This window comes from Curvibacter sp. Hmag1.1 (genome assembly GCF_059769165.1).
In genome coordinates this window covers 354,318-372,196 of sequence record NZ_JBMBGX010000002.1, presented here as the reverse complement: position 1 = coordinate 372,196, position 17,879 = coordinate 354,318, and the positions used below count along the sequence as shown (strand labels likewise).

At 62.1% G+C, this 17,879-nt stretch carries 15 protein-coding genes; 7 read left to right on the top strand and 8 right to left on the bottom strand.

Annotated features, from left to right (window positions below):
- Positions 1 to 87: 87 nt before the first annotated feature.
- The 4 genes from modA (at position 88) to ACOAP0_RS02170 (ending at position 4,336) form a co-directional block, all read left to right on the top strand.
- Positions 88 to 816 (top strand): molybdate ABC transporter substrate-binding protein, encoded by a 729-nt coding sequence (gene modA / locus ACOAP0_RS02185; protein WP_498375783.1) that lies wholly within the window; start codon positions 88 to 90, stop codon positions 814 to 816.
- A gap of 9 nt (positions 817 to 825) precedes the next feature.
- Entirely contained in the window at positions 826 to 1,518 is a 693-nt protein-coding gene (gene modB, locus ACOAP0_RS02180; RefSeq protein WP_498375784.1) for a molybdate ABC transporter permease subunit, read from the top strand.
- On the top strand, positions 1,515 to 2,609 hold the full coding sequence (gene modC, locus ACOAP0_RS02175) for a molybdenum ABC transporter ATP-binding protein (RefSeq protein ID WP_498375785.1): 1,095 nt from the start codon (positions 1,515 to 1,517) through the stop codon (positions 2,607 to 2,609). The genes modB and modC overlap by 4 nt, the downstream gene beginning before the upstream one ends.
- 98 nt (positions 2,610 to 2,707) lie before the next feature.
- Positions 2,708 to 4,336 carry a GGDEF domain-containing protein gene (locus tag ACOAP0_RS02170; protein ID WP_498375786.1) on the top strand — a complete coding sequence of 543 codons (1,629 nt, stop codon included), beginning with the start codon at positions 2,708 to 2,710 and terminating at the stop codon, positions 4,334 to 4,336.
- Between the two features lie 21 nt (positions 4,337 to 4,357).
- On the opposite strand, the gene ACOAP0_RS02165 is transcribed toward ACOAP0_RS02170, so the two are convergent.
- From ACOAP0_RS02165 to ACOAP0_RS02150, 4 genes are all read right to left on the bottom strand, one after another.
- Positions 4,358 to 4,996, bottom strand: coding sequence for a LysE family translocator (locus ACOAP0_RS02165; RefSeq protein WP_498375787.1), 639 nt, complete (start codon positions 4,994 to 4,996; stop codon positions 4,358 to 4,360).
- Positions 4,997 to 5,011: 15 nt separating this feature from the next.
- Positions 5,012 to 5,224: a SlyX family protein gene (locus ACOAP0_RS02160; protein ID WP_481873107.1), complete on the bottom strand. Its 213-nt coding sequence runs from the start codon at positions 5,222 to 5,224 to the stop codon at positions 5,012 to 5,014.
- Between the two features lie 155 nt (positions 5,225 to 5,379).
- Entirely contained in the window at positions 5,380 to 6,483 is a 1,104-nt protein-coding gene (hemH, locus tag ACOAP0_RS02155; protein WP_498375788.1) for a ferrochelatase, read from the bottom strand.
- A 28-nt stretch (positions 6,484 to 6,511) separates the two neighbouring features.
- Complete coding sequence (locus ACOAP0_RS02150) at positions 6,512 to 6,826, bottom strand: helix-turn-helix domain-containing protein (RefSeq protein WP_498375789.1); 315 nt, start codon at positions 6,824 to 6,826, stop codon at positions 6,512 to 6,514.
- 60 nt (positions 6,827 to 6,886) lie between these two features.
- Between ACOAP0_RS02150 and ACOAP0_RS02145 the strand changes: the two genes are divergently transcribed.
- On the top strand, positions 6,887 to 7,606 hold the full coding sequence (locus ACOAP0_RS02145; protein WP_498375790.1) for an HAD family hydrolase: 720 nt from the start codon (positions 6,887 to 6,889) through the stop codon (positions 7,604 to 7,606).
- A gap of 9 nt (positions 7,607 to 7,615) precedes the next feature.
- Here the strand turns inward: ACOAP0_RS02145 and ACOAP0_RS02140 are convergent, their stop codons facing one another.
- The 4 genes from ACOAP0_RS02140 to hpnC all read right to left on the bottom strand — a co-directional run bounded on the left by ACOAP0_RS02140 (position 7,616) and on the right by hpnC (position 13,336).
- Positions 7,616 to 10,027 (bottom strand): penicillin acylase family protein, encoded by a 2,412-nt coding sequence (locus ACOAP0_RS02140; RefSeq protein WP_498375791.1) that lies wholly within the window; start codon positions 10,025 to 10,027, stop codon positions 7,616 to 7,618.
- A 95-nt stretch (positions 10,028 to 10,122) separates the two neighbouring features.
- A complete protein-coding gene (gene hpnE / locus ACOAP0_RS02135) occupies positions 10,123 to 11,412 on the bottom strand; it encodes a hydroxysqualene dehydroxylase HpnE (RefSeq protein WP_498375792.1) in 1,290 nt (429 codons plus the stop codon).
- A complete protein-coding gene (gene hpnD / locus ACOAP0_RS02130) occupies positions 11,409 to 12,248 on the bottom strand; it encodes a presqualene diphosphate synthase HpnD (protein ID WP_087494271.1) in 840 nt (279 codons plus the stop codon). Before hpnD ends, hpnE begins: the two co-directional genes overlap by 4 nt.
- A 221-nt stretch (positions 12,249 to 12,469) precedes the next feature.
- Positions 12,470 to 13,336, bottom strand: a complete 867-nt coding sequence (gene hpnC, locus ACOAP0_RS02125) for a squalene synthase HpnC (protein ID WP_498375793.1) — start codon at positions 13,334 to 13,336, stop codon at positions 12,470 to 12,472.
- Positions 13,337 to 13,458: 122 nt separating this feature from the next.
- On the opposite strand from hpnC, the gene ACOAP0_RS02120 reads away from it, so the two are divergent.
- A complete protein-coding gene (locus ACOAP0_RS02120) occupies positions 13,459 to 14,625 on the top strand; it encodes an efflux RND transporter periplasmic adaptor subunit (protein ID WP_087494270.1) in 1,167 nt (388 codons plus the stop codon).
- Positions 14,626 to 14,632: 7 nt separating this feature from the next.
- Entirely contained in the window at positions 14,633 to 17,782 is a 3,150-nt protein-coding gene (locus ACOAP0_RS02115; protein WP_498375794.1) for an efflux RND transporter permease subunit, read from the top strand.
- Positions 17,783 to 17,879 lie beyond the last annotated feature (97 nt).

The following is a 17,879-nucleotide window of genomic DNA, read 5'->3' as shown; positions in this document are numbered from 1 at the left end:
GGCTTGATGCCGGCACCTTCGCAAGATGCGCTTGGCGGATGCTAATCTCTATCCATGGCAATGAAATGGAATTCAGCTTGGCTGCGCATGGCACTAACGACTGTGTGTTGCACCTGCAGCGTGGGCGCATACGCTGATACCGTGACGGTTGCGGTGGCTGCAAATTTCAGCAGCACGGCGCAGAAGATTGCATCGGATTTCTCGCGTGCATCAGGCCACGAGGTCAAGCTGGTGCCAGGTGCCACCGGCAAACTGTACGCACAAATCAAAAACGGTGCCCCCTTCCATGTGCTCCTTTCCGCGGATGATGAAACGCCTTCGCGATTGGTCAAAGAGGGCGGGGCGCTGGCCTCCAGCCAGTTCACCTATGCCACGGGGCGTTTGGTGCTTTGGAGTGCGCAGACCGGCTTGGTGGACAACCAGGGACAGGTACTGACCACCCCTTTCACGCGTTTGGCCATCGCCGACCCTAAATTGGCGCCTTATGGCGCTGCAGCGATGGAGGTGCTTGCAAAACGGGGTCTGCTGCCGTCGGTGCAAACCCGCCTTGTGCAGGGGGAGAGCATCGCCCAGACCTACCAGTTTGTGGCAACAGGCAATGCACCGCTGGGCTTCGTTGCGCTGTCCCAGGTCATGCGCAATGGCCAGATAGAGCAAGGTTCGGCCTGGCGCGTTCCCGCAGAGTTGCACCAGCCCTTGCGCCAAGATGCGGTGTTGTTGCAGGCAGGTGTCGGCCAGGCTGCCGCTGTCGCATTTCTCGACTACTTGCGCAGCGACGCCGCCCGCAAGGTCATGCAAAGCGCCGGCTACGAATAGGCCTCCGCGATGCCCGAATTTCCACTTACGCTGGACGATGCGCACGCCATTTGGCTGACGCTCAAACTGGCCACGGTCACGACAATCCTGTTATTGGTGTTGGCGACCCCGCTGGCCTGGTGGTTGGCCCGTTCCGGCTCGCGCTGGAGCGGCTTGGTGGGGGCCATGGTGGCTTTGCCGCTGGTGTTGCCGCCCACCGTGCTGGGCTTCTACTTGCTGATCAGCATGGGGCCACAGGGTTGGGTGGGACAGTTCACGCAGTGGTTGGGTGTAGGACTGCTGCCTTTTACCTTTGCGGGACTGGTTGTGGGCTCCGTGCTGTATTCGCTGCCGTTTGCGGTGCAGCCTCTGCAGAATGCGTTTGAGGCTTTGGGAGACCGTCCCTTGGAAGTGGCCGCCACATTGCGTGCCTCACCGTGGGATACCTTCTGGCATGTGGTGTTGCCCTTGTGCAAACCGGGTTTTCTGACCGCTGCGGTATTGAGCTTTGCGCATACGGTCGGGGAGTTCGGGGTGGTCTTGATGTTGGGTGGCAATATCCCCGAATCCACCCGCGTGGTGTCCACGCAAATTTACGGGCATGTGGAGGCTTTGGAATACACCCAGGCCCATTGGCTGTCCGGCGGCATGGTGGTGTTCTCCTTGGCTGTCCTGCTGCTGCTGGGCTGGCTCAATCCGCGCGGGAGCAGGTTGCGCACATGAACGTCATGCCTCACCGCATCGCGCTGCAGATGCACAAACCCGGCTTCGAACTGGACGTGGATGTGCAGCTGCCAGCCCAAGGCATCAGTGTTCTCTATGGGCCTTCCGGGTCGGGCAAGACTACGCTGTTGCGTTGTATTGCTGGGCTGGAACGTGCGAGCCAGGCAAGGGTCCACATACAGGGTCAGGCGTGGCAAGACGATGCCCAAGGCCTTTTTCTGCCGACCTGGAAGCGTCCACTGGGCTATGTGTTCCAGGAGGCCAGCCTCTTTGCCCATCTCGATGTGGCCGGCAACCTGGAGTTTGCACGCCGCAGGGCCGCACCGCCGCGCCAGGGCAGCGCCCTGCTGACGACGGAGTTCGCCGTCCGTACGCTCGGGCTGGAGCATCTGCTGCATCGGCGGACCCCTGAGCTTTCGGGTGGCGAACGTCAGCGTGTGGCCATCGCCCGCGCACTGGCCACCAACCCGCAACTGTTGTTGCTGGATGAACCCTTGGCATCACTGGACGAGGCGCGCCGCTTCGAAGTACTGCCGTGGCTGGAACGCTTGCGGGATGAGTTGCAGATACCCATGGTCTATGTGTCTCACGCAGCGGACGAAGTGGTTCGATTGGCCGATACCTTGGTAGTGCTGGAGCAGGGCCGGGTTCGGGCTTGCGGCCCGCTGCAGGAGGTTCTGGCGCTCACCGAGCCTTTGATTCGCATGGGTGGCGATGTGTCCAGCCTGGTCGTGGGGCAGGTGGAGGGGCATGACAAAACATGGCACTTGACGAAAGTCCGCCTCACTGGTGGCAGTTTCTGGTTGCCGGATTCGGGTCTCGCAGTGGGGCAGACCGTGCGCCTGCGGGTACTGGCGCGCGATGTCAGCATTGCAACGCGCATGCCCACCGATATGAGCATTCAAAACGTGGTGTCCTGCACCGTATCCGAAGTGTTATCTGACCAGCACCCCGCGCAAGCGCTGGTGCGGTTGGACTGTCAAGGCACACCCTTGTGGGCGCGTCTGACCCGGCGCGCCGTGGATCAGTTGGCGCTGCAGCCCGGTCAGTCTGTGTGGGCACAAGTAAAGGCAATGGCTTTAGTCCGCTAGCGCGCAGGTTGCAAACACTTGCAAATTTCACCCGTTCGGGGGATGACAGTCTAGGCTCGCGGACCTACGCTGTCCGGTTGACTGCTCACAGCCTTGTAATGCCCCCAACCACCCCCACTCCGTTCGAAGCTCCGCACAGTACCTTGCTGCACCAAGCGCAAGCGGCATTGCAACGCGGGGATGTGGATTACAGCCAAGCTTTGTCCAAAAGCGCCTTGTTGCATGCACAGCGGCGAAGCGATGCGGGTGGCCAAGCCAGAGCTTTGCTCTACCTCGCACAGGGGGACCGGCAGATGTCCCGCATGCGGCGTGCGCGCGAGACGGCACAGCGCGCGGTCTACCTTTTCCAAACCGAGGGCGATGCCACCGGAGAGGCTGAAGCACTCACCACTTTGTCCCATGTGCTGAGCACCATGGGACATAGCGGCGAAGGCGTGGAAGCGGCTTTGTTGGCCATTAAACTTTGCGAAGATCGTGATCCGATCGGTGAAGCCCTGGCACGCAACTACTTGGGGGTGGCATATGCCCACAGCCAGAGTTTCGACAAGGCAGCTGAAGCCTTGTTCCAGTCCATCCGGCTTCTGGAGGCTGAGGCGTTGTGGCCTGAATCCTGTTTGCCGCGCTTCCATTTGCGTGCGGCAGAGTTGCAGCGCTGTTTCTTTGACCGCTACTACCACGGCGCTTTTTTGACGCTGGAGCGATTGCAAGCGACCCGAGACTTGCCTGAGCTCGCCACTTCTTCGGCCAGCAACGTACGTGCTTTGCAATGCCCCTACCGGAAAACCCGAGCGTTGTTGGAGTTGAGCTTCGGATTTGAGAGCTGTTGGTCCGGCGATCTGGAGGACGCTGCACGGCGCGCCGATGCCGTGTGCGCCAGCGCGGAGAAAGGCACGGACCAACCCTCTGTGCGATTGATGGAGATCTGGCTCCGGGCCGAGATCGCTTGGGCGCAGCAGGATTGGCTGAATGCCGAGTCTCATGCGCAGCGCTTGCAGCAGTTGGCTTTGCGGGCCGAAAACGAGCACCTTCGTGCCACCTCTCACTTGCTATTGGCGCAGCTTTATTCGGCGCAAGCCAAAGATGCACTCGCGCAAACCCAGCTGCGTCTGTTGAAAATGCAAGAGACCCATCTTCGCAATGAAAGTCTGCACAGTCGGGAGGAACGGGTGGAGTGGCAGCTACGTGCCCGTGCCGTTCATGCGGCAAGCAGGCAACTCGAGCTGGAAGCGCGGCGTCTTGAACAACTGGCTTTGCAGGACGCGTTGACAGGTCTCTACAACCGTCGTCATCTGGAACAGATGGTGCCCGGCATTCTGGCGCGGGCGCACGAGAGGGGCCTTACTCCCGCCATGGCCTTCGTAGATGTGGACCACTTCAAACAGGTGAACGATCGCTTTTCACACCGCGTGGGGGATGAGGTGCTAAAGGCTTTGGCCCACATTCTCAGCAGCTTTGTGCGGGAGGGCGATGTGCCGGTGCGCCTGGGCGGGGATGAATTCGTGGTGGTGTTCACCCATGTGGATGCCCACAGTGCGCAAGCCTTGGTCGCCCGCATTCACAAAGCGGTGAATGAATCCGATTGGGGCCATCTGCGCGATGGTCTGGAGGTAACCGCCAGTTGCGGATTGGCTCTGGCCCAGCCCCAGGACACGCTGGAGTCCTGGTTGCACCGCTGCGACTTGTCGATGTACGTGGAAAAAGACTCCCGGCATCAGGACTTGGCCTGACGCCGTTCGCGTGCAGCGGGCTTAGCTTTTCGCAGCCGCCATCAGTGCCGCAAAGCCTACAAACACGCCACCGGTCAGCCGGTTAAAGGCGCGCATAACGCTAGCGCGGCGCAGGTAGTTGGCGAGCTTTTGTCCGCTGGCGGCATAGACAAAGTACCAGGCCACTTCCACCACCGCAAAGGTGCTCAGCAAAATGCCGAACTGGGGTATTTGCGCGGCTTCGGGGTTCAAAAACTGTGGAAAGAATGCGGCTGCAAACAAAATGGCTTTGGGGTTGCTGGCTGCCACCAGGACGCCTTGCCGGTATTGCGCCCAAAAACCGGTGGGGCCTGAAGTCAACGTGGCTGGCGCAGTCGAGCCCTCGGGCTGGTCCTGCACGGGGGAGCGCCAGCACTGCACACCCAGGTAGGCGAGGTAGGCGGCGCCCATCAAACGCAAGGCTTCAAACACCGCCGGAAACGCCTGCAATAGCGCCCCCAGTCCGGCCGCAGATAGGCTGAGCATTAACATCAATGATGTCATGCAGCCCACCATATTGACAACTGCTGCGCGCATCCCGTCACGCGCGCTGGTGCTCATGATCAGCAGCATGTTGGGGCCGGGCGTGGCAGACACCACAAACGTCATCATGACAAACAACCACCAGGTGTGAAGCGACATGAGGAAAATCCTATTTCAATAATGCGGGGGCAACTCATCGCGCAGGTTGCGCGCGGTGCCGGGTTCGGGTGCTTGCTGCCGCAGGTGCGTGAGCTCACGGATCAGCAGATCGATCTGCTCCTGCTGGCGGATGATGATCTTGTCCAACTGGTCCAGCGTGTCTTCGAGGTAGCTCGCCTTGATCTCCAGATCGTTCAGGCGTTGTTCATTGCGGTCGTTCGGTTCCATGCAAGTATTGGACACCAAGTCAGGAGGCCTGCCGCGATTCACCTGGATGAATCGCTTTGCTCCTGATTTGATAGTGCCTTGCGCATATTCCACGGGCGCCATAGGCCAAAAATGCCTTAAATCTCCGGGTTGGTGCACCCGGGCCATTTCCGCTTTTACTGCTTGGCGCCCAGTTCCAGCGCGGCCTTGCGGGAAAGCTCCCGCTCTACCGGGTCCTGCCGCTCCAGAGTGGGCCAGCCACTCAGGTGGGTTTCGGTGATCTTGCACAAGGCGGTGATCCACTCGGGATCATCGTTCAGGCAGGGGATGTAGTGGAACTCTTTGCCACCTGCGTGCAAAAAGGCTTCGCGGGCTTCCATGTTGATTTCTTCCAGCGTCTCCAGGCAATCGCTGGTGAAGCCGGGGCAGATCACGTCCACTCGCTCCACACCGGCTTTGCCCATCTCGATCAAGGTGGGCTCGGTGTAGGGCTCCAGCCACTTAGCGCGGCCGAGGCGGGACTGGAAGGTCACCTTGAACTCGTCCTTGCGCAGGCCCAGCGCCTCAGAAACCAGGCGTGCTGTCTTGAAGCATTCGCAGTGGTAGATGTCGCCCAAGTGCAGGGTGCGCTCGGGCACGCCGTGAAAGCTCATCACCAGCTTGTCGGGGCGACCATGGGCCTTCCAGTGGCGCTGCACGCTGGCCGCCAAGGCGGCGATGTAGCCGGGGTGGTCGTGGTAGTGGTTCACAAAACGCAGCTCGGGGATGGAGCGGGTTTGCTGGCCCCAGGCGTACACCGCGTCAAACACGCTGGCGGTGGTGGTGGCGCTGTACTGCGGATAGGCCGGAACGATGAGTACGCGGGTATAGCCTTCCGCCTTCAGCGCGCTGAGCTGGGAGGGGATGTTGGTGCTGCCGTAGCGCATGGCCCAGCGCACTTTGACCTGATGGTTGCGCTGACCCAGCCAGCCTTGCAGCAGCTTGGCCTGCTTCTCAGTCCAGACCTTGAGGGGCGAGCCCTCCGCAGTCCAGATGCTGGCGTATTTGGCTGCCGACTTGGCGGGCCGGAAGCGCAGGATGATGCCGTGCAGGATCAGCAACCACAGCAGGCGTGGAATCTCCACCACGCGGTGGTCGCTCAAAAACTCGGCCAAGTAGCGGCGCACGGCCGGGGTGGTGGGCTCATCCGGGGTACCCAGGTTGCACAGCAGCACCGCGGTGCGGGCTTCCTGGCCATGGGTGTAGGCGGGTTCGGGAGAAAAAGGGGAAGGGAGTGCCATGGGGGTGATTGTCCGGTAGCTGGGGTTTTCAGGCAGCGTCGGGGTTTTTGGCGGCGTCGGGTGCCTGGGGCTCTCTGGGCACCAGTTGCAAGGTGGGGTGCTGGCCGGTGAGCAGCAAAAACATGGCGAACACCGGTCCTTGCATATTGCGTTCATCGGTGGGGCTCTCCAGCGCCTGCCAAGTGCGCGACTGCACGCCACCCCGGCTGCCCGTTTGCAGCGAATAGCCCATCAGTTCAGCTGCCTGTGCCTGGTTCAAGCCGGCGGCCAGCCGCGCGGCTTTGAGCTGTTCGCCGGAGGGAACCGGCATCGAAAGTGGAATCAACGGGGTTGTGGTGGGCATGGTGGGCAAAAGCGGGAAGGGCACAATGGGATGAATGACACTCCCTATAGTAGCCGCCTCATGCCTAGCCGCCACCTGCTGAACCTGAGCGATATCCGCGCCATCACCCTCGACCTGGACGACACCTTGTGGCCGGTCTGGCCCGCCATTCACCGGGCGGAAGACGTTCTTCACCATTGGTTGTTGGCGCATGCGTCGCTCACTGCCGCGCTCTATGCCGACCCGCACCAGCGCCGCATCTTGCGGGCGGATACGGAGGCCCAGTGGGCCGACCACGCGCATGACCTGAGCGTGCTGCGGCGCGAGTCCATCCGCCTGGCCTTGCAGCGCGCGGGCGAGAACCCTGCGCTGGCGGAGCCGGCGTTCGAGGTGTTTTTCGATGCGCGCATGCAGGTCGAGTTGTTTGAAGATGCCATTCCTCTGTTGGAGGCCATGTCCGCCCGCTGGCCGGTGGTGGCGGTGTCCAATGGCAATGCGGATGTGAATCGCGTGGGCATAGGGCAGTACTTTGCGGCCAGTGTGAGCGCGCGCGATGCGGGGGTGGGCAAGCCCGATCCGAAAATTTTCCACGCTGCCTGTGATGCAGTGGGCGTGCAGCCCTCGCAGGTGCTGCACATCGGCGACGACGCTGCACTCGACGTGCTGGGTGCCCTGGGCGTCGGCATGCAGACGGTGTGGGTGAATCGCGAAGAGCACGTCTGGACCTACGACCAGCACCCGCATGTCACCGTGGGCAGCCTGCAGGAACTGCAGGACTTGCTCAGCGGCGACCGTACTTAAGAACTCCCGTCAGCGCGCCGGCCGCAGCACCAGAGTGCTTTCGGTGTGGGCGGCGATGTCTGCTTCGTCCAGCCACATGCGCACGTATTCGCCCTTGGCGTATTTCTCCGCCTGGTCCGCGTAGTGTTTGTCGGGCCACACGCCGCTCTGGCCCAGCGGATTGATGCCCACAGCTTTGCCGGCATCTGCAAAGTCAATGACCCGCCGCGTCGAGGGCCCATAGGTCACCGCCCAGGGGGCAGGGCCGATGGAGCCTGACAGGTTGTTGGGGGTTTCGCGTCCTCCGGGGACCGGGAAAGGCCCCACGTTAAAAATCTTGTCCAGGGGCTTTTGGCGCCCCAGAGGGTGGCCGTGCGTGAGTGTGTGGGAAGAGCCCCAGCGCCAATCGAGCAGGCTGGTGCCGTACAGGCCTTGCAAATGCTTGAGCGTGTTGGACCATGCAATCCGCACCGTCTCAAAATGGCTTTCTTTGGCGGATGTGCCCACGTCATCCCACCAGGGTGAATTCGGGTCCGCCACCAGCAGGGGCAAGGCAAAGTCCAGCGCGCGGGACTGGCGCAGGTTCTCAAACTGCACCGGGCCCAGCTCATCGGAAAAGGCTGCTTTCGACAGCTCGTACATCATCTGGGTGAACAGGGTGGCGGCGATGCTGTCTTCGGTGTAGGCGCCATCCCATTTGGTCAGCGGCTCCATGAAGGCTTTGTCATTGGGGTCGGTGACCACCGCAGCCATCACGGGCAACAGGTTGCGCAGGATGCGCGGGCCGTAATTGTTGGTAACGTCCAGCTGCAGCTTGCGGGCCTCCGCGCTGTTCCATTTGACGTCCGGAGTTTTGAGCAGGGCGTCCAGGCGCTGGGCACGGTCGGGCAGGTTGTAGTAGCCCGGCACCGGCACGCCGCTTTTGGGTTGGGGCTGGTGGTTGGCCGACATGATGTAGCCCCGCGTCGGGTTTTCCTCTTGCGGGTTGAACTGGAACGCGTAAAAACCCGGCTTTTGGTCTTCGCCCTTGGCGGCATCCAGGATAAAGGTGGGGTTCACCCCCTGCGGACGCTGGGGCAGCAGGCCGGCTGCCCACCAAGCAATGTCGCCTTTGGCATTGGCCCAAACAATGTTCAGGCCGGGCGCGTGGATCTTGCTGGCGGCATTGCGGGCCTTCTCCAGGGTGTCGGCACGGTTGAGTTCATAAAACGCCTGTTGCACCGGATTCTCGGTGGTTAGAAAAGCCCACCACATCGAGATGGGAGTGGCGCCCAGGCTGTCTTTGAATGCGTCGTTGATGACCGGGCCATTCGGTGTGCTGCGCAGGCTGATGCGCACCGGAGGTTCCCCCTTGACCTGAATAAGTTCAGACCGGGTGCCCATGTCGACCCACTGGCCTTGGTGCCAGACCTGCTGCGGGTTGTCGGGATTGACCTTTTCGGCAATCAAATCGATGTCGTCGTTCTGGAACATCGTCAGGCTCCAGCCGAAATCCTGGTTGTGACCCAGGAGCGCCGTGGGGTTGAGCGCCTGAAAGTGGCCGAACAACTCAAACCCTGGGCTGCTCAGGTGGGCCTCGTACCAGACGGCGGGCGCGGAGAAGGCAATGTGCGGGTCCCCCGCCAGCAGCGGGCTGCCGGACTCGGTGCGCTTGCCTGAAATGGCCCAGGCATTGCTGCCCTCCAGAAGCGGAATGCCCCCCAGTTCGGTGGCTTGCAGGCTGACGGCGGCGATGCGGTTCAGGCTGTTCCAGTCGCTGTCGCTCAGGCGTGCACTACCGGCAGTGAGTGGAGTGATCACCCCCTCGGGGTGCCAGTCAATGTCAAAGGCGCGCAGGTAGTTGGGGCCCAATTTGTCGCGGATAAATGTCATCACCGGTTCATTGCGGAAGGCGGCAGCAAAGCTGTAGGCCAGGTAGCCTCCCACGGCATAGGTGTCTTCCGGGGTGAAGGGGTGCGGGGTGATACCCAGAAGGTCAAATTCCAGGGGAACGCGGTGCTTGTCCTGGTACTGATTGATGCCGTCCAGGTAGTTCAACAAAGCCTGGTTGGCCGGCGTGCTGCGGTCCATGGCCGCCACCACTTTTTTGGCGTGCTCCCGCAGGCCCAGCGTGCGGAACAGCTTGTCAACCTCCAGCAACTTGGGGCCCAGCACCTCGGCCAATTCGCCGTTGGCCAGGCGGCGCACCATCTCGAGCTGGAACAGGCGGTCCTGGGCGTGTACATAGCCCAGTGCGCGGTAGAGGTCGGCCTCGTTCTGGGCGCTGATGTGGGGCACGCCGCGCTCGTCATAACGCACCGTGACCTTGTTGCCCAGGTCAGTCAGCTCGATGACGCCGCTGCGTACCGGTTGCTTTTGGTACAGATACCACCCGCCCAAGCCGCCTGCGGCCAGCAGCAACAGGGCCAGCAGCAGGCCCACCAGTTTCAATGCCAGTTTCACAATCAGTCTCCAGATGCTGTGGCTGCCAGTCTAGCGCGCGAAGCTTTGCCCCCAGAAGAGGGTTGTCGCCCAAGTGGCGGCACCCCCGTATTGGATCAAGCGGTGCCGATGGACTCTGCGGCCGCCACGCCACTGCGGATGGCGCCTTCCAGCGTGGCGGGGTAGGGGCCAGCTACGTAGTCGCCGCAGGCCCAAAGGCCCGGGGCTACAGCTTGACCGGGGCGCTGTAGCGCGGGTGTGCAGGCAAAGGTGGCACGTTTTTCGATCACCGTTTGCACAGGTGCGAGTTCCAGCCCCAGCTGCGTGCGGGCCTGTGCCAACACCTGACGCTCCAGCGTCTCTTTGTCGCCGTTGCTGGCACTGACCACAAAAGCGAGCAGGCCACGGGTGCCATCGAGCTGGCCGCGGTCAAACACAAACTGGGCCGGGTGGTCCGCGTCATCGCGCAGCGCCACCATGGGTCGGCTCAGGGCGGCGTTGGGCGCGTAGGCATAGACGGTGGCAATGGCTTCGAACCGCAAGGCTTCGGCCGTAGTTGACCACTGCCGCAAGCTATCTGCTATGGTTTCAGGAGCTGCTCGCGCAGATTCCATGAGCGCAGAGGCCGCATTTGACGATGATGTGGCCCAGATGACGGCGTCAAATGCTTCGCCGTTCACTTGCCAGATGTTGTCGTGTTGAAGGCTTGTCACCCGCATACCGGTGCGCAGCTCTCCACCTCGGTTGACCAGCCACTCTGCCGCGGCGGCTGGAAACATGCTGGAGAGATCGCGTGTGGGCAGCAGCAGGTTGGAGCTACCGCGCCCGCCGAACAGCGAGTCGCGCAGCACGGTCAGAAAGACCTGGCCACAAGCCCGCTCGGCGGGGGTGTTGAGCGCCGAGACGCACAGCGGGGCTATCAACGTGGCATTGATGGTGGGGCTGAGGGTGCGGCACAGGTCCGCCACGCTGGTACCGGTTGCGCATTGGAAGCCCGCGAGTTGCCAGCCCACCGAAGCCCGAAGCAGGCTCCAGCGGTCGGCCCAGGTCCAGCCACGGGCGGTGGCGATGCCCGCCAGCGCGTCCAAGGGGCTGGGCCACATTGGCAAGGCCAGGCCTTCGCCGTCGGCAAAGCGCAAGTCCAAGGGCAGGCGCTGCAGGTGGGTGGCGAGGTCTGCGCCCACAGTGCGCATCAGCTCCAGGGTGCGGGTGTAGGCGCCAATCAGGATGTGTTGGCCGTTGTCCAGCACCACGGGCGTGCCGTCCGGCAATGTGCCGTTCAGGGCTCTGGCGCGCCCACCGACTGCGCGGGCTGCTTCAAAAACGATAGCGCGGTGCCCGGCGAGTGTCGCCGTCACTGCAGCCGCCATCCCGGCCCAGCCGGCGCCGACGATGGCGGTTCTCATAATCTTCCGAGCGCCTGCACCTTCCACGCCAGCCAGAACTTGCGCAGCGGGGTGAGGCTGACGCGCTGGTGCAGCACCTGGAAGTTGTCGCGCTCAATCTCGGTGAGCAAGGCGCGGTAGATGCTGGCCATCATCAGGCCGGGCTTCTGCGTGCGGCGGTCGGCGGCAGGCAGCAGAGCCAGTGCCTCGTCATACAAGCCTTGGGCGCGCTGGGCCTGAAACTTCATCAGCGCCACAAAGCGGTCGGAGTAGCTGCGTTTGAGGATTTCGTGGGCCTTCACATCGAACTGCTGAAGCTCATTGACCGGCAGGTAAATGCGGCCGCGCATGGCGTCTTCGCCCACATCGCGCAGGATGTTGGTGAGCTGCAGGGCCTGGCCCAGCTTGTGGGCGTACTGGGTGGTTTGCGGGTCGGTCTGGCCGAAGATGCCGGCTGCCACTTCACCCACCACGCCAGCCACCAGGTGGCAATAGCGTTGCAGGCCGGGGTAGTCGAGGTAGCGGGTTTGCTCCAGGTCCATTTGGCAGCCATCAATCACGGCCAGCAAGTGGCGGGCTTCGATGTTGTAGGCAGCGGTGTGTGGCATGAGCGCCTTCATCACCGGGTGGGTAACCGTGCCGTTGAAAGATTGCTGAACTTCGGAGCGCCACCAGGCGAGTTTGGTGGCAGCCACTCCGGCGTCGACCATGTCGTCCACCACATCGTCCACCTCACGGCAGAAGGCATAAAAGGCGGTGATGGCGGCGCGGCGCGGGGCAGGCAGGAAAAGAAAGGCGTAGTAAAAGCTGCTGCCGGACGCAGCGGCTTTTTCCTGGACGTATTGCTCTGGGGTCATGGTGGGTATTGTCGTTGAGGCCACGCGCAAACTTTTGGACGCGTCGAGTGCCCTTCTTAGGCGTATGTGGTGGCGCAGACAAGAGGCGGGCTGTGCGCTTTGCTCCGTGTCCCCCGCCCGCTGCGCGGGCTCCTCCTTGACCTACGCAAAACGCACAGCCCGCCTCTTGTCAGCATGGGCACTCATGGGTGGCAGTCAGCAGCTGAACCAGTGCCTTGCATTCACATCCACAAAGCCCGCCACACCATGACCCCGTAATCCCACGCATACAGCTTGGGGCGGCGTTCCAGGGTGCGGTAGTTCATGGAGGCGATCTTGTTCAGAATGCGCAGGCCGCCTTGCACCACTAGGCGCAACTCCCAGCCGGCGCGGCCGGGCAGGCGGTGTACCAAAGGAGCACCTTTTTGCATGCTGGCGCTGGCCAGCTGTGCGCAAGAAGCTATCAATTTAGTAGCGTTTGGGGTCTGCTTGCGCGCCAGAATATCCGCCTGGCTCACGCCGAAGCGCTCACAGGCGTCCTGCGGCAGGTAATAACGGCCACGGGGAATGTCCACACTCAGGTCCTGCCAGAAGTTGATCAGTTGCAGCGCGGAGCAAATGGCGTCGCTCATTTCCAGCGACTCTGTGTCCTGCACGCCGTAAAGGTGCAGCAGCAGGCGGCCCACCGGGTCGGCGGACCGGCTGCAGTAGTCCAGCAGTTCGGCGTGGTCGCGGTAGCCGGTGCCGTCACGGGTCTTCTCGGTGTCTTGCACAAAGGCGTCCAGCAGGGCGTGTAGCAGATGGGCGGGCAGGCCGTGGGCGTTGCGCTGGGCACGCAGCGGGCCGAACACCTGCGGCCAACGGGCCAGTGCCTCGGGCGCGTCATCCAGGCCGCTGCGGTAGAGCGCGAGCTCGGCCAGGCGCTCGTCGGCGCTGGCGTCACCTTCGTCGGCAATGTCGTCTGCGGTGCGGGCAAAGTGGTAGATCGCCGCAATCGGCGCGCGCAAGTGGGGCGGGCACAACACCGAGGCGACAGGGAAATTCTCGTAATGCGTGATAGGGGCGGCGACTGGGGCCAAAGGAGCAGCGGAATCGGGCAGGGCGGGCATGGGCGGCATTGTGCCTGCAGCTTGACAAAGCCCCGTGCGCCGCTTAAATTACTAACCAACTGGTCATTAACTTGTCATTCAAGCTTTTTGGCCCATCCGTCCAACCTCACTCCGCTGTCACCATGTCTCCTCACAAACTACTTCTTGCCACGCCGGTTTTGCTCAGCGCCTTGCTGTTGACCGCCTGTTCCAAGCCTGCGCCTTCTGAGGAGCCGGTGCGTGCTGTCAAGCTGATGACGGTGGGTGTGGGCAGCATCCAGTCGAGCCTGGAGTTTTCTGCCGATGTGCGGGCACGTGTGGAGTCCCGGCTGGGGTTCCGGGTGGGCGGCAAAGTGGTGCGCCGCGCTGTGGAGCTGGGGCAGACGGTCAAAGCCGGGCAGGTGATCGCCCAGTTGGACCCGCAAGATTACAAGTTGGCGGCTGACGCCGCTCGCGCCCAGGTGGCCGCAGCCCAGACCAACCGCGACCTCGCAGCCGCTGACTACAAGCGCTACAAAGAGTTGCGCGACCAGAACTTCATCAGCGGTGCCGAGCTGGAGCGTCGCGACACGGCCCTCAAAGCCGCCCAGGCCCAGCTGGAGCAGGCGCAGGCCCAGCTCAACAACCAAGGCAATCAGGCCGGCTACACCACGCTGGTGGCCGATGTGTCGGGCGTCGTGACGGCAGTGACTGCAGAAGTCGGCCAGGTGGTGGCTGCAGGTACACCGGTGGTGCAGATTGCCCAAGATGGTCCGCGCGATGTGGTGTTTTCTGTGCCTGAAGACAAAGTGGCTTTGATCAAGCAAGGCTCCAAGGTGGATGTGCGCGTGTGGGCGAGCAAAACCCAGGTGGAAGGCACGGTGCGCGAAGTCGCTGCCAGCGCCGACCCGGTGACCCGTACCTTCACCGTGAAGGTGGCACTGGAGGCTAAAGATGCCTTGCCCTTGGGTAGCACGGTGTCGGTGTCGCCCAAAGCCCTGGACCGCGGTGCGGTGCAAGTGATCAAGCTGCCAACCTCGGCACTACTGAAGGCGGGCGAGGGAAGCAGCGTGTGGGTACTGGACAGCGCGACCATGACAGTCAAACCCCAGCCCGTAGTGGTGGCGACGGCAGATGGCAATGACGCCGTCATTACCCAGGGCCTGATGCCCGGCATGCAGGTGGTGGTAGCAGGGGTGCACGTGCTGTCACCCGGCCAGAAAGTCTCCATCTACAAGGAAAAAGGCGCAGTAGCGCCCGCCCCATCTGCGCCAGCAGCTATGGATTCTGTAGCGCCTTCCGCCGCAGCGGCCTCTGCTGCGGGCAAGTGAGGTCGCCATGAACCAAGAACCAAGCAAGGGGTTTAACCTCTCCAAATGGGCGCTGGACCATTCCGCGCTCACCCGCTATTTGATGATCGTGCTGATGCTGTTGGGCGCTGCCGCCTACTTCCAGCTCGGCCAGGACGAAGACCCGCCATTCACCTTCCGAGCCATGGTCGTGCGTACCTACTGGCCCGGTGCCACCGCCCAGCAAGTGGCGGAGCAGGTGACCGACAAGATCGAGCGCACGCTGCAGGAAGTGCAGTACGCCGACCAGATCCGCAGCTACTCCAAGCCCGGCGAGTCCCAGATCATTTTCCAAATCAAGGACTCCAGCAAAGGCAGTGATGTTCCCAACGTCTGGTACACGGTGCGCAAGAAGATCGGCGACATGCGCGGCACCTTGCCGGGCGGGGTGGTTGGTCCGTTTTTCAATGACGACTTCGGCGATGTGTATGGCGTGATTTACGCGCTGGAAGGCGACGGCTTCAACTATGCCGAGCTCAAGACCTTTGCCGACGATGTGCGCCAGCGCCTGCTGCGCGTGCCCGATGTGGCCAAGGTGGAGCTGTTCGGCGCGCAGGACGAAAAGCTCTACATCGAGATTTCACAGAAGCGTCTGGCCCAGTTGGGGCTGGACTTCAACCAAGTGCTGGCGCAACTCGGCCAGCAGAACGCGGTGGAATCCGCCGGTGCAGTGCAGACCCCGCTGGACGTGGTGCAAGTGCGTGTAGGCGGCCAGTTCAATGCGGTCGCGCAGTTGGCTGACATGCCGATCCGCGGCGCCAGTGGCAACCAGTTCCGCCTGAAAGACATTGCCACCATAGGCAAGGGCTATGTGGACCCACCGTCCGTCAAAGTGCACCACCAGGGCAAGGAAGTGATTGCGCTGGGCGTATCCATGGCCAAGGGGGGCGACATCATCGCCCTCGGCCACGCGCTGGAAAAAACGTTCGTAGGCATAGAGAAATCCTTGCCTGCCGGTATCAAGCTGGTGCAGTTGCAGGACCAACCCAAGTCGGTCTCCACCTCGGTGAACGAGTTTGTACGGGTGCTGATTGAGGCGGTGGTGATTGTGCTGGCAGTGAGCTTTATCGCTCTGGGCCTGCACAAGCGGCCCGGTAACCACCCTGTGTGGAAGCGCTGGATCCTGGACGTGCGTCCCGGGTTGGTGGTGGGCATCACGATTCCATTGGTGTTGGCCGTGACGTTCCTCGGCATGTACTACTGGGGCATCGGCCTGCACAAGATTTCGCTGGGCTCGCTCATCATTGCGCTGGGCCTGCTGGTGGATGACGCCATCATTGCCGTGGAAATGATGGTCCGCAAAATGGAAGAGGGCTACGACAAGGTGCGTGCAGCGACGTTTGCCTATGAAGTGACCGCCATGCCCATGCTGACCGGCACATTGATTACGGCAGTGGGCTTCCTGCCCATCGGTCTGGCCAAGTCGGTCACCGGCGAATACACCTATGCCATCTTCGCGGTGACAGTGCTGGCGCTGATCCTGAGCTGGTTTGTGTCGGTGTACTTTGTGCCTTATTTGGGCAACTGGTTGCTCAAGAGCCAGCCGCACCATGCCGGCGAATCTGTCCATCAGGAGCACTTTGACACTCCGTTTTACAACGCTTTCCGCCGCACAGTGAACTGGTGCGTGCAGCATCGCTGGACGACGATTGGTGCCACCATTCTGGTGTTCGCATTGGGTATCGTGGGTATGGGCAAGGTGCAGCAGCAATTCTTCCCGGACTCCAGCCGCCCTGAGGTTTTGGTGGATATCTGGTTCCCCGAAGGCACTTCGTTTGCCAACAACCAGGAAGTTACCCAGCGCGTGGAAGCCCGCCTGATGCAGGAGGCCGGTGTGGCTTCGGTGAGCACCTGGATCGGTTCGGGTGTGCCGCGTTTTTACTTGCCGCTGGACCAGGTGTTCCCGCAAACCAACGTGTCGCAGTTCATCATCATTCCGGTGGACTTGAAAGTGCGTGAGTCCTTGCGGGTGAAGTTGCCGGCTTTGTTGGCCAGCGAGTTCCCCGAGGTGCGTGGCCGCGTCAAGCTGCTGCCCAACGGTCCGCCCGTGGCCTATCCGGTGCAGTTCCGGGTGGTAGGCGGTGATCCGCTGGTTCTGCGTGATCGGGCGGACGAAGTCAAGGCCGCCATGCGCCAGAGCCGCAACACCCGTGGTGTGAACGACAATTGGAACGAGTCCGTCAAGGTTTTGCGCCTCGAGGTCGACCAGGACAAGGCCCGTGCATTGGGTGTCAGCAGCCAGAGCATTGCCCAGGCCGCCAAGACCTTGTCCACCGGCACGACCGTGGGTCAATACCGTGAGGGTGACAAGCTGATCGACATCGTGCTGCGCCAGCCACAGGATGAGCGCAACGCCATCACCGACATCGCCAATGCCTACCTGCCCACCAGTAGCGGCAAGTCCATCCCGATCACTCAGATCGCCAAGCCGGTGTTCACATGGGAGCCCGGTGTGATGTGGCGCGAGAACCGGGATTACGCAATCACGGTGCAAAGTGACATCGTTGAAGGAATGCAAGGCGCAACCGTGACCGCGGAGTTGCTGCCCCAGATGAAAGCGCTGGAAGCGCAATGGGCCACCAAAGGTTTCAATGGCTATCGCATTGAAGTGGCCGGCGCGGTGGCAGAGAGCTCCAAGGGCTCTGCATCCATCGTGGCGGGTGTTCCCATCATGCTGTTCCTGACGTTTACGCTGCTCATGCTGCAGCTGCAGAGCTTCAGCCGGTCGCTGCTGGTATTCATTACCGGGCCTCTGGGGATTGCAGGTGTCGCCGGTGCGCTGATCTTGTTGGGGCGTCCGTTCGGATTCGTTGCGTTGTTGGGGGTGATTGCCTTGATGGGCATGATCCAGCGCAACTCGGTGATCCTGATTGACCAGATCGAGCAAGACAGGGCTGCGGGCATCCCGGCTTGGGACGCCATTGTGGAATCTGCGGTGCGCCGTCTGCGCCCCATCGTGCTCACCGCCGCTGCTGCGGTGCTGGCCATGATTCCGCTGTCTCGCTCTGTGTTCTGGGGCCCTATGGCGGTTGCGATCATGGGCGGCTTGATCGTAGCTACCGTGCTGACTTTGCTGGCTTTGCCGGCCATGTATGCAGCGTGGTTCCGGGTCAAACGCGAGATTCCTGCCGCAACTTGAAAAGAAGGGGCCCGCTTGCAGGTTAAAATAGCGGGTTGACCGATTTCAAACGGGAAGTCGGGGCTTGGCAGACGGGTTCTGCACGGCTCTCGGCTCC

Bases quoted from the DNA above. Each gene is read 5' to 3' on its own strand.
- modA (WP_498375783.1), top strand. From the start codon at position 88: ATGGCACTAACGACTGTGTGTTGCACCTGCAGCGTGGGCGCATACGCT.
- modB (WP_498375784.1), top strand. From the start codon at position 826: ATGCCCGAATTTCCACTTACGCTGGACGATGCGCACGCCATTTGGCTG.
- modC (WP_498375785.1), top strand. From the start codon at position 1,515: ATGAACGTCATGCCTCACCGCATCGCGCTGCAGATGCACAAACCCGGC.
- ACOAP0_RS02170 (WP_498375786.1), top strand. From the start codon at position 2,708: ATGCCCCCAACCACCCCCACTCCGTTCGAAGCTCCGCACAGTACCTTG.
- ACOAP0_RS02165 (WP_498375787.1), bottom strand. From the start codon at position 4,996: ATGTCGCTTCACACCTGGTGGTTGTTTGTCATGATGACGTTTGTGGTG.
- ACOAP0_RS02160 (WP_481873107.1), bottom strand. From the start codon at position 5,224: ATGGAACCGAACGACCGCAATGAACAACGCCTGAACGATCTGGAGATC.
- hemH (WP_498375788.1), bottom strand. From the start codon at position 6,483: ATGGCACTCCCTTCCCCTTTTTCTCCCGAACCCGCCTACACCCATGGC.
- ACOAP0_RS02150 (WP_498375789.1), bottom strand. From the start codon at position 6,826: ATGCCCACCACAACCCCGTTGATTCCACTTTCGATGCCGGTTCCCTCC.
- ACOAP0_RS02145 (WP_498375790.1), top strand. From the start codon at position 6,887: ATGCCTAGCCGCCACCTGCTGAACCTGAGCGATATCCGCGCCATCACC.
- hpnE (WP_498375792.1), bottom strand. From the start codon at position 11,412: ATGAGAACCGCCATCGTCGGCGCCGGCTGGGCCGGGATGGCGGCTGCA.
- hpnD (WP_087494271.1), bottom strand. From the start codon at position 12,248: ATGACCCCAGAGCAATACGTCCAGGAAAAAGCCGCTGCGTCCGGCAGC.
- hpnC (WP_498375793.1), bottom strand. From the start codon at position 13,336: ATGCCCGCCCTGCCCGATTCCGCTGCTCCTTTGGCCCCAGTCGCCGCC.
- ACOAP0_RS02120 (WP_087494270.1), top strand. From the start codon at position 13,459: ATGTCTCCTCACAAACTACTTCTTGCCACGCCGGTTTTGCTCAGCGCC.
- ACOAP0_RS02115 (WP_498375794.1), top strand. From the start codon at position 14,633: ATGAACCAAGAACCAAGCAAGGGGTTTAACCTCTCCAAATGGGCGCTG.